The following is a 1,411-nucleotide window of genomic DNA, read 5'->3' as shown; positions in this document are numbered from 1 at the left end:
ACTCCCATAGATAGCAGAGTAATTTGAAAAGAAAAATTATAACCAAAATATTAGGTTTTTACCTTAGTTCTTTGTTACCTGCCGTACTTTTTCCTTTAAATAATTCATATCTGGTTTATTGAATACATGTATTTGAACCTTAAATCAGGAAGTAAATTCTTAATATGAGAGATGTATTTTACTTCCTCTCCATTGGGCTCATGGTTCCCAAATACAATAATTTCTTTCTTTTTGGATGAATTGTCATTAAACGCATATTCGATTATTTGTCCTAAAGCCATCCTTATACAACGTGTTGCAGAATTGTCACACTTTATTTCATAGTATTCTACTTTATCTTGATGCTCAACACGAATATCAATGAAGTTTTTTTCCATCTTCACAGATTCCTTATCATAAATAGCAACCAGTCTTTTATAGACCGAATTTTGAATTTGATTGTGTTCTCTGGATAATAAAATTTCTTTTTTAATTTGAACTGTCCGAATATATCCTTTGGTTTCTTTTTTTTCAGTCCCTTTTCTTATTTTAGTTTTCTGAGTTTTTATTGTAGATGATTGCCCATTCTTTTTAAACTTACTATACATCTCCCACATTAATTCATTTTCTTTCCAAAAATTCTTTCGAGGAATTTGTGCCATAACAAAAGTATGGACTATACTCAGTCGAGCATTTTTATAGTTTGGCATTCCAAATTGTCTTGCAAGCCATTTTACTGCAATTCTATCTGAAATTGCAAGTATCTTTTTATTAGAATATAGAAATGCAATTTTCCATCGAAAAAGAGGAGAAAGTTGAATCTCTCTACTATCAATGTCTCTAAAATCACCTTTTAAAGAAGATTTTATTACTCTTATGATATCTGCTTTTGTTTTATTGAAAGCTTCTTTTCTTGTGTTTCCAGCACGACTACGCCAACTATAGATATTATCTCTTTTAAAGTCTGTTGTATTATAAGATTTGTTTTTATCCTCTCTCTCAAAAATCTCAAATTTGAACGAAGTCGATGGACCTGATATATTTGCAATCTTTTTTGTTTTATGCTCAACCCAATAACAAAAAGTATCAGTATTTCCCAATTGATTATATTCGGAAAGTGTCATTGCTTTGACTTTTTTCAATGTCCATCTATCAAGGAATTCATTTAGTAGAATGTCTTTTTCACTTTCCATGTTCATGTTTTTAGTTCAGTATGGCAGGTAACGGTAAATTGTATGAGTAGTGGCAGATTGCGTGGTACTTTCCTGTCAAACCACTACGCAGTTTGAGCGGGCTACAAACCTTGATATTTAGCACTTTCCCTGCCATTACTTATACAAAATGTTGTATGCTGTTGTGTGTCCTGCGTAACTCAAGGATGCAATTTAAGAAATAATGAGTTACATAACTGTAGATTAGATGAAGAAATATT

Annotated in this window: 1 protein-coding gene; it reads right to left on the bottom strand. The window is 31.2% G+C overall.

Annotation, left to right across the window (positions count from 1 at the left end; all coding sequences use genetic code 11):
• Positions 1–104: 104 nt before the first annotated feature.
• Complete coding sequence (locus tag D1614_RS23585; RefSeq protein ID WP_147384371.1) at positions 105–1,172, bottom strand: hypothetical protein; 1,068 nt, start codon at positions 1,170–1,172, stop codon at positions 105–107.
• Positions 1,173–1,411 lie beyond the last annotated feature (239 nt).

Source organism: Maribellus luteus, from assembly GCF_003576475.1.
GTDB classification, from domain to species: domain Bacteria; phylum Bacteroidota; class Bacteroidia; order Bacteroidales; family Prolixibacteraceae; genus Draconibacterium; species Draconibacterium luteum.
This window is presented reverse-complemented; position numbering and strand designations above follow the sequence as displayed.